The following is a 9,743-nucleotide window of genomic DNA, read 5'->3' on the forward strand; positions in this document are numbered from 1 at the left end:
CAGGCGCCCACCGTCGAAAGCAGCGGTGATCTTCTTGCGGCCAACGGCTGGAAACGGGAAGGTGGCAGGTGTATCGTCCGGCATGGCGAGTGTGGCACAGGGCAATTGGTGGCAGGGATTAGTCTCAACAACCAAATCCTACGCTGCTTCAAGTGCTTAAGCTACACTCGCCAGCCTTCATCAACCTTCCCATGCATAAGAACGGCTAAACTTCGATAACTCATTATTGGACCACTCACCCGAGAGCGGGTTGATGAGAGACAACATTGTAGCACACCAAGGCACGGATGAAGCGATCACGATCCAAAGCTCGAAAATCCACCTCGGCGATGGACTCCCCAGCTATGCGCGGGAGAACATCCTGCGGGTCGCCAGCAAGTATTTCGGGCGGCTGAACACCGCGTCCGCACACTTCACGAAGGAGGGGATCACCTACCGTTGCAGCGTGAACATGCAGATGGATGGGCTCCCGATGAAGAGTGCCGAGGCCAGGGACAAGGATATCTACTTGTGCTTCAATACCGCCCTGGGGAAGGTGGCCAAGCAGCTTCGGCGGACAAAGCGTGAGCTTCGCGAGGATAAGGGCGAACGTATCGATAAGGATGTGGTCCTGCGCGAGCGGATCAGCCCGACACCTGATGTAGATGAAGACCTGCTGTATGCTGAGGACTCAGGGGAAGAGGGCGAAGGCTACACAGCCTGAGCCTTGTTCGCGGGATAGCATCAGATCGGTTCGGCTGCGCTCCAGCCGCTGCATCTCATGCTGATGCTCAAAGTCGAGATTGGACAGAGTGCGTGACGTGCTCTGCCAAAGGGCATGCAAATTGAAGCCTTGGTTCGCGCCGACGAGCAGGCGGTTCAGTGCAGACGAGACATGTTGCTGGTTTTTGCACTACGGCCCAATAGATTCTGACACAAGGTCATGCTCGCACCTCAGAAAGGTGCAGGAGATCACGAGTGATCTCCTGCCAGTGGGAGGACCAATGCGAAGAAACTTCGGAAGCCATTACTCCGTCGTTTCAACCAACAGGCAATCACCAGGAGCGAAAACTGTTCCCTCCTGCCGTATAAATCCAATCAAATTTACTCCAATTCTTGATCTATGTTTATGTTAATTGGCGAAACATAAAAGTAGATTAAGGTTCTGAAATGAAGTTGGCGCGGCAGTGAATTTTAGTTTGACTGAACTTGATAGAAACTGAATGCTCCAAGTGTCTCTGTCGCTTGTGGCAAGGAGACATTGGGTTCGCGGCTACCCTTTATCTGGTGGCCTTTTTGTAGAGGCCGCACGTCGATACCGCTGATAACGAGCTTTTCCGTTCCAAAGGTTATTCGCGGTGGAGAGATCAACAGGTGCCTGTGATGTTTCCTGCACTTCGTCGGGCTCTGGCGGGGAGGACCAACAACAAGCTGCAATGCAGGGGCTAGAAGTACCTTTTGCCGCTTATGCTGTGGCGTGTGATGAACTGAGCCCTGTGAGGAATCGGGTGGCTCCAGCTTAGACGATTGCAGCTTGGAGTTTCCTCCCCCTTCTTCGTTTTCGGATTATCATCGAGGGCGGCTGCGGGGCGGGCTAGGCGAACCGCATCTCGCAGCGCCCAGAAACCTCTTACGGAGCTTGTTGAACCATCGTCCCAAGGCGGCCTGAATTATTCGCACCTGGGTGATCGTTTGGATCGCAATCCAGCAGCCTGTGCTGAGTAAGGTCGCTCAGCCGTGTTAGAGGTGCCCCAACGGCCCTCTAGCTTGTGCCCGTAGGCCCCTGAGAGCGATCCTCAGCCTGACATGCAACCTGCTGTGAGGCCCTTGGGATCGAGGAGCAGTTAAAAATTTTTCGAACTTCTTGATTGCAATCAATGCAAACACGATTCGGCGTCGCTAGGAAGGCCCTCGGCCCACCCTTCTAAGGGCCATTCCTTTTGCGACCAAAGATATTGAAATGCCTGACGTTCATCCTGCCCGCGATGCGGGCGACAAATTTCTGATTATGGCGAAGCTGCGTTGGTCTGACGCAATCTGGGGGCCGAACGGGGAGACGCTCTACCAAGGGCGTCATCACCACTTTGGCGGCAGCCCTTTGGCTGACCGTCGTCGCTTGTATTCAGCCATGAAGAAGGTCTTCGAGACTCAGTGCCTCGCCAATACGGCTTGTGCAATGATCGAGGTCTTCGCAATCGCCGATCAGGCGGGCGAGGCAGACAGCGTTATTCCAACTTATGACGAGTTCATCGTCACGCTGCGTGAGAGTGATTATCATGCGGCGGCGGTTTTGGAATCGTACAGGTGGACGTGGTTCTTGGGTCCCGCTGGAGAGTTTGCACCTCACGTCAGTTTAGCCTGACAAGATCGCGAAAAATATTGCAGCCGCGATCCTCCACCTATTAGCTTGTAAGTGCTCATCGCCCTTGGTCGTCTCACCAACGACCAAATTCCATTAGCTGTCGATCTCGGCGGCGCTCATTGCCAGCCTTTTCCTTAGAGTAATTTAGAGCCTATACGACATGACCAAGACGCTCTGGAGCCGCCTCTCCGTCGAATCTCGAAGACCGGTTTTTTGATCCCGGTCCCGGCGCTTTGCCGGTGAACTACAGAGCTTTCGACTGTGAAGTTATTTACTTTGATCCATGAGGGCGCGTGATGTGCCCTCACAGCAATTGCAATTTCAAGCCGACTTGGGCCGGTGCGAACCGGATGGCTAAAGAACTCGATATAGGCGTGTCCACTTTTTGGCAGTATCTACGGCAAGGGCTTTTGCCTGCGGGTGTCAAGCGCGGTGGACTTGTGCGGTGGCACGTTCAGCGGACATGCGATGCCTGGGAAGGCAAAGCCGTCGCAGAAAAGGTGAATGCCCCTGAACTCACGAATCTAACTCAACCCGGTTTTGACCCAATTTTGGAGGCGTCCCGTGGGAAGGCCACGCAAAAACGGCGTTGATATGGAGCATGTTCACCCAGTTAAGGCGAAGGTTAAGGTGAACGGCAAGTCAGTCGAAAAGGTTTACTGGTACTATCAATACAAGCGCAGCACGCCTGATGCAGGGCCTCGCTACCGTTTGCCTGATGATCCACACTCGCCGGAATTCTGGGCTGCAATCCGTAATCATAGTGGCGCAGCAGTGTATCACGCAAAAACTGTGAAAAACTTGTGCTTGGACTACCAGACATCTCCAGAGTGGAACAAGCTAAAAGCGGCCTCAAAAAAGGATTACAAACGGTACATCGCCATTATTGTTGAAAAGTGGGGCAAGTTCCCGGCGTCCGATATACGCCCCGTACACGTATTGGCGTTGCGGGATACTTATGCGGATTTGCCATCGACGGCGAACCACATGCTTTCTGTCGTCAGGACAGTATTTAAATGGGGCATCCCTCGCGAGTACCTAACGATCAATCCGGCTCGGGACGTGTCTGACCTTGATCATCAAGCCGAAGGTCATAAGCCATGGCCTGCCTGGGCTATAAAGCTTATTGCCGAGAATGCTCGCCGGGAAATTCGTACGGCTGTTGCACTTGGGCTCTACACTGGGCAACGCATGGCGGATGTAGTCTCGATGTCTATCGGAGCAGTGCAAGGCAATACCATTCAGGTGGCGGAGGATGATCAACACCAGAACGCCTTCGGCCTAAAAGGTGACCGGGCCAAAATCACTCAGAGCAAGACCAAGAAGCACCTGACAATCCCTCTGCATCAGAGTTTGAAGCCGGTGATCGAAGAGTGTCGCCGTCGTGGGAATATATTTCTGGCTCCGAGGCCGAAGGGACAGCCACACACTTCGGAGCAATTTCAAGCAATGTGGCAGCGGGAAATGAAAAAGGAGTGGGCTACGCCTCTCAAAGAGCATGGCCTGTCGTTCCATGGGCTCCGGGCCACGGCAACCTGCATCCTTAAGGAGATTGGATGCACCGATGCTCAGATACAGTCGATCACAGGCATGTCGAAGCAGATGATTGAGCGCTACACCCAGCACATGGACCGGGACCGGCTCGCCGTGGAAGCCATTCAGCTATGGGAGGAAAGCGGACGGTAAAAAACTGCACATTGGCAGTTGCATTTCGTTCGGGGAGAGGCTATCTCCCCGAACGCGTCGGGAACGGAGTTTGTAAAAAACCCGCCGATTTGCAAAACCACAATGCCTTAAGTCTTTGATTAGACTAGGACATTTTGGGGGATAGTTTAATGGTAGAACAGCGGACTCTGACTCCGCTAGTCTTGGTTCGAATCCAGGTCCCCCAGCCACTTTAAATCGTTGAGAAATTTCTGATTTCTCTCTGATTCCGAAAGCGGTGTTTTACACCCTGTTTTACAGTTTGGGTTCTAACGGCGTTCCGGACAGCCTTAGAACCAACACCCTGCAATCTCCGTAAAACCAACGATCTCCGAAATCCGCTTCCTGCGAAGGGTTGGAACCTACGACCCTATGTTCCCATTTCGTTCATGTTGCGCGATGGGACAGCAATGGTCAGACGGCTGAGCGAATTCCCATGGGTTCTTGTCCGCGTGGACTGCCCCCTATGTCCCCATCGAAGGGGTCAGTATCGACTGGCACGGTTGGCCAACGAGTATGGGGCCGACATTCAGCTATGCGACCTCCTCGATAGAATCGCCCACGACTGCCCGAGGAGATCCCTTCCCTGGGAGTACCCTTCCGATCAGTACGACCCGAAGTGCAAAGCCCGCTTCACGGACTTGGAGGCGATCAGTCCCCCACCCCCGGACCTCCCACCGACGATGCGCAAGCTCACGGTCATACAAGGTGGGAAGGATTAGCCCTAAACCACGCGTCGTGTGGTGGGGGTGGTGCTTCTCAGGAAAGGACCGACTTCAGGAACTGAAGTAGGGGTCGGCCTGCGGAACTGGGGACCTATCGATAGGCGAGTTTCGGTTTTGGGGACCTAACGGAGCCTGCACCTGAACGAAGTTGCGTCGTTGCGGCTCCTGAGCCCGCAACTCTAAGGGCTATGGCCCGGCATAGCTGCTGGAAACCAAAGCTCGGCCCTTTATAGGCTTCCTTGGCGGGTAGTTAGGTCCCCAAAACCGAAATCAGTTTCGGACCGTCTCCTATCGAGGCCCTCCTCGGGGTCTACAGGAGACGGTCACAAACTGTTTGAAGAACCGGGTTATTCCCTGCCCCTGTCAACATCGTCGTCCAAGGCACGCAGCGCAGCCCGGTGAGCCTCCTCGTCTTCCTCCGGGGTGCCATCCAGGTGTTCGAGAGCGGCCTCGATACCCTTCGTGGCAGCGATCCTGACAAGCTTTTCGATCTCCCTGTAGTCCGTGGAAAACCGTTTGGCGATCTGCTCCTTAGTCCAGTCCGTCACGTCAATGCTCCCCCTTGATCAGCCGCCTTCCCTGGATCAATCGGTTCACGAGATCCACCGGTCCAATGTCATGCGTGGGATCTCCTTCAAACCGTTTTTCTGGGAGGGGAATGCCCCACCGGAAAGCGTGGTTCATGGATCTTCAATCCGCCAGCCGCCCTCCCCGGACCTTCCACCGACGCTGCCGAAGCTGACGGTGATCTCAGGTGGGGAGCCTGCGAAGAGATTGGCCCTCAACGGCTCCTACCAAGTTTGAAACGCGAGGTTAGGCTCCCTCGGCGAGAAGCAACGAAACTAATACTCCGGCACCAGTCGCTGCTCAACAAAGGGCGCGTCCATCTGAAACCGGAGGCCAGTCCGTTCGTATCGGACCTCCACCTTGGCATTGCACTGCATGGGAAGAACCCGCTGAAGCAGCGTCGAGCCGAAGCCTTGGTGCTGCGGCTGGCTCACCGGAGGACCGCCGAACTCCCTCCATTCCAGATGAAGCCTTCTGGTGCCCTCGCTCTGGCTCGCGCTCCATCGAACCTGTACGTGTCCAGTTGGAACCGAAAGAGCCCCGTACCGAACGGCATTTGTGGTCAGTTCATGGAGTGCCATGCCAACCGGGACCGCCAGATCAGCCGACAATTCGAGGGACGGACCAATCAGCATGAAGCGAGGCACTCGGCTCTCGGCAAATGGCTTGAGTTCGTTGAGGGCGATGTCCCGCAGCGGTGCCGTCTGCCAATAATCTTCGGTCAGCAGGTTGTGGGTCTTGGCCATAGACATAATGCGGTCCGAGAACGAGCGATAAAACTCATCAAAACTGCTAGTGGACCGGCCCGAGGCTCCGACGAGGCACTGGACGGTGGCCAGCGTGTTCTTTACCCGATGGTGAAGCTCGCGCACGAGCAGAGTCTGCCGCTGCTTGACCTTGCGACTGGCTTCCAGCAGGTCATCCCGTTCCGCAACCGCCCGACGCAGTTCCAGTTGTGCCATGACTTGCTGAGCGAGGGTCGTGAGCGTGAACGCCTGATCCTCCGTGAGATCACGCGTCATATGGTCGAGCACGCACAATGTTCCCAAGGGCAAGCCATCGGGCGTCTGCAACACGGCACCAGCATAGAAGCGCAGGTGCGGTTCGCTCGACACTAATGGATTATTGGCAAACTGGGTGTCGCTGGTCAGGTCCGGGATGACGGTCAATCCTGGCTGTAGAAGGACACTGAGACATATCGAGCGGTCGAACGGCATTTCGCTAATGCCAAGGCCGACCTCGGCTTTGAACCACTGCCGGTGGTCCTCCACAAAGCTGAGCAGGGCGATGGGAGTTTGGCAGACCCGCGCGGCCAGTTGCACCAGAGTATCGAACTCGGGCTCTGGCGGCGTGTCGAGAACCCGGTAGCGGCGCAGGGCTGCGAGCCGGTCACCCTCGTTCCAATGCGGGAGGAGTTCGTCGTTCAACACAGGGGGCCAACACCAACGCTACAGCATTGAGAACGGGCTTGGCGCATTTGGGTTCGGGGTCAATCCGTTACTATTCCTGATAGTTTAGTTGCTCCCGACCAGAAGCTGCTGGCAGGCTTGAACCAGCACCGAGGGCGGAACCGGCTTCTCAATCCAGGTCACATGATCAAACTCAGCCAGATGCTGGCAGACCGTATGTTCGTTGCCGGCGGAGGTGGCTCGTCCACACTATGCGATGAGCGAGGGTTGCGCTGGATGGGCCGGCGCCGAGCCTCCCGCACAGGGGACGAGCCATGCAGCAGAAGAGCAAAGTGTTTGTCGGTCTGGATACCTCCAAACTGAAGATCTCCGTCGCCGTGGCCGAGGACGGCCGCCAGGGAGAGATCCGCTTTCTCGGCGAGATCGACAATACCCCCGAGGCGATGCGGCGCTTGGTCCACAAGCTGGCGAGCCGGCACAGCGAATTGTTGTTCTGCTACGAGGCTGGCCCCACCGGCTATGGCCTGCAGCGCCAGATCGCGGCTCTGGGACATGAGTGTGCCGTCATCGCGCCGTCACTGATCCCCAAGCGTCCGGGCGAGCGCGTCAAGACCAACCGGCGCGATGCCCTCACCCTGGCCCGGCTGCACCGGGCCGGCGAGCTGACTGCCATCTGGGTGCCGGATCCGGGCCATGAGGCGGTGCGCGAGCTGGTGCGGGCGCGGGAGGCAGCGATGGAAGATTTGCGCGAGAAGCGCCAGCATCTGCAATCCTTCCTGCTGCGTCATGGGCGGATCTTTCCCGGCCGCCAACCTTGGACCCGGGCGCATGCCCGCTGGCTTGCGGAGCTCGTCTTCGAGCATTCGGCTCAGTATCTGGTCCTGCGCGAATACCGGCAGGCGATCGAGGAGGCCGAAGCCCGCCTGGACCGGCTGACCCAGCAAGTCGCTGAGGTGGTTGCGACCTGGTCGATGGCGCCGGTGGTCGAGGCGTATCAGGCCCTGCGCGGGGTGGCGCTGCTGACCGCCGTCACCTTTGTGGCCGAGATCGGCGATGTGCGCCGCTTCGACAGCCCGCGGCAGCTCATGGCCTATCTCGGCCTGGTGCCGTGCGAGAGCTCGACCGGCGAGCGGGTGCGGCGGGGCCGCATCACCAAAGCGGGCAACGCGAGAGTGCGTCGGGTTCTCATTGAAGGTGCCTGGACCTATCGCTTTCCGGCCCGGATGAGCCGCTTGCTGCAGGAGCGCCAGAAGGGCTTGCCAGCAATCGTGCGGGCGATTGCCTGGAAGGCGCAGGTGCGGCTGTGCGCGCGCTATCGCCGGCTGATGGCCGCTGGCAAGCGCCAGACCGTGGTCACCACTGCGATCGCGCGGGAGATGGCAGCCTTCCTCTGGGCCATCGGGCGTGAGATCGAGCCGCGCTCGGCCGCATAAAGCCGAACGCGCTCACGGTCATTGCGGAGGGCCTTATCAGTTTGGACTGACATCTGCGGTTGCGCAGCGCCGGCGGCAGGGCCTCGGTGGGGAATCCTTGAGAGAATTGTGTGGCCGATGAGCCTTCATCGACGCCCGCTGGCAGATCGAGGCAGCCCCGGACGAACACACGGAAATGCGGTGACCAACCCGCGCATCAGAGTTTGCTCAACCGTCGTCTTGACGGCTCTGCCGCCAGCCCTGCGCAATCGCTCCATCCTGCCACACCCGGCTCCCGCCCTGGGATCGCACTCCCACGTCCAAGCTCATTGACAACGAACATCAGAGTCCTCACTGTGGCCCGAGTAGATTAGGAATGGTACCCCGCGCCGTGCAAGTTCAAGGGCGATCTCGCGACAGGGACCATCCTTCAGAACCGCATCCAGAATGGCTGCATCAGGCGTCTGGGTCCTGAGCCATTCCAGGGCAGCGGCACAGGTGGTGAAGGGGCCAGCAACCTCATAGCCTGCGTCCTGCAACTCGTCGTGGAGATCGAGCGCGATCAGGGCCTCGTCCTCCAAGACGAGGGCACGTGGTTTGCTATGAGCTTGCTGGGTCATCCGACAAGCCTTCACCCATCCGTCTTGAATCTATCCTGAACAGGCAAGCTCGGCGATAACCCGTGTTAAGGCAGCCACTGTTCTCCGGATTTTCCGCCGACGATGTGGAAGCTAGCAATCCAGTAGGGTCGCTCGTTCACGTTCATCCTGGAAGCATAAGCTGCTCGACGGAATCTGCCGTGCCGCCGGTCAGAGCTTTAGGTACGTGACCTTATCGACACGACTCGAACCGTCAATCCGCCGCTTTCCTTACCCTTCACCAAACGGTTTGCGTGTCCCTCTGGGCTACGGTTATGCGGGCGATCTCCTTTAAACCGTTTTCCTCGATTGTGTAGTCGATAAGCTCTGACCCGACCTCGACGATGATCATTGCGTGGTTCGATGAAACGTGAACAACCGTTCCACGACGGCCATCCGGCAGGTCGATTGTGTCGAGTTCCTGCATCGTATTTCCTTAGGCGTACATCGTAGCAGCACACCGGTTTCGAGCCTAACAGGCACTCTCGCTGACCTCGCAGCACTTCATGAGTCATACGACGCGGGAAGGTTCGAATCCAAAAGTCCGGCTGATGGACATTATAGCCAAGGTCATTTCAATGTCCTATCAAGTCTTTATCTCAGATGTGTTCCCTCTAGCCGTTCCTATTCACCAGAGTTTGTTTCGGGGCCTATTTGGTAGCGCGGGCGTGCCGATCCGCTGCGTTTCTTTCACCGCGGCAAGGTCTGGAACGTGGGGAACGCGTTGGCAGGGACGGGATGGGATGACCGGGGCGATGGCAGCCCCGGCGCTCAGGGCGAGGCCGCCCGGGGCTGGGGTGCCAGAGCGCTCGCAAGACGCCGGACGAGATCCGCTTCCGGACAGCACGAGGCAAAGGCCAGTCGGATGCGGCTGGTGGTTTCCTGCACCCGCACGGCGATCTTGAGCAGGCGCAACCGCAGCGTTGCGAACTCCGCCCGGGCGAGAT

9 protein-coding genes and 1 tRNA gene are annotated in these 9,743 nt (G+C 57.7%); 5 read left to right on the plus strand and 5 right to left on the minus strand.

All coding sequences use genetic code 11. The features are described 5' to 3' along the window. Positions 1-253: 253 nt before the first annotated feature. The 4 genes from hpf to FS320_RS31650 all read left to right on the plus strand — a co-directional run bounded on the left by hpf (position 254) and on the right by FS320_RS31650 (position 4,236). Positions 254-703 (plus strand): ribosome hibernation-promoting factor, HPF/YfiA family, encoded by a 450-nt coding sequence (hpf, locus tag FS320_RS31630; protein WP_152716415.1) that lies wholly within the window; start codon positions 254-256, stop codon positions 701-703. Positions 704-1,939: 1,236 nt separating this feature from the next. Beyond that, positions 1,940-2,341: a hypothetical protein gene (locus tag FS320_RS31635; protein ID WP_152716416.1), complete on the plus strand. Its 402-nt coding sequence runs from the start codon at positions 1,940-1,942 to the stop codon at positions 2,339-2,341. A 564-nt stretch (positions 2,342-2,905) separates the two neighbouring features. Continuing rightward, positions 2,906-4,027, plus strand: coding sequence for a tyrosine-type recombinase/integrase (locus FS320_RS50350; protein WP_152716418.1), 1,122 nt, complete (start codon positions 2,906-2,908; stop codon positions 4,025-4,027). Between the two features lie 135 nt (positions 4,028-4,162). Then, positions 4,163-4,236, plus strand: a tRNA-Gln gene (locus FS320_RS31650). 881 nt (positions 4,237-5,117) lie between these two features. On the opposite strand, the gene FS320_RS31660 is transcribed toward FS320_RS31650, so the two are convergent. Together FS320_RS31660 and FS320_RS31665 are read right to left on the minus strand one after the other, a co-directional pair. Then, complete coding sequence (locus FS320_RS31660) at positions 5,118-5,318, minus strand: hypothetical protein (protein ID WP_152716420.1); 201 nt, start codon at positions 5,316-5,318, stop codon at positions 5,118-5,120. Between the two features lie 294 nt (positions 5,319-5,612). Then, entirely contained in the window at positions 5,613-6,767 is a 1,155-nt protein-coding gene (locus FS320_RS31665; protein ID WP_162003378.1) for an HWE histidine kinase domain-containing protein, read from the minus strand. A 293-nt stretch (positions 6,768-7,060) separates the two neighbouring features. Between FS320_RS31665 and FS320_RS31670 the strand changes: the two genes are divergently transcribed. Beyond that, positions 7,061-8,179 carry an IS110 family RNA-guided transposase gene (locus FS320_RS31670; protein ID WP_152716422.1) on the plus strand — a complete coding sequence of 373 codons (1,119 nt, stop codon included), beginning with the start codon at positions 7,061-7,063 and terminating at the stop codon, positions 8,177-8,179. Between the two features lie 305 nt (positions 8,180-8,484). Here the strand turns inward: FS320_RS31670 and FS320_RS31675 are convergent, their stop codons facing one another. The 3 genes from FS320_RS31675 to FS320_RS31685 form a co-directional block, all read right to left on the minus strand. Continuing rightward, entirely contained in the window at positions 8,485-8,778 is a 294-nt protein-coding gene (locus FS320_RS31675; protein ID WP_152716423.1) for a response regulator, read from the minus strand. 256 nt (positions 8,779-9,034) lie between these two features. Then, positions 9,035-9,223, minus strand: coding sequence for a hypothetical protein (locus FS320_RS31680; protein WP_152716424.1), 189 nt, complete (start codon positions 9,221-9,223; stop codon positions 9,035-9,037). A 344-nt stretch (positions 9,224-9,567) separates the two neighbouring features. Further along, positions 9,568-9,743: transposase (locus tag FS320_RS31685; protein ID WP_192926244.1), on the minus strand; the 176-nt coding region annotated here is incomplete at its 5' end.

Origin of the sequence: Microvirga tunisiensis (assembly GCF_009296175.1) — a bacterium.
GTDB classification, from domain to species: domain Bacteria; phylum Pseudomonadota; class Alphaproteobacteria; order Rhizobiales; family Beijerinckiaceae; genus Microvirga; species Microvirga tunisiensis.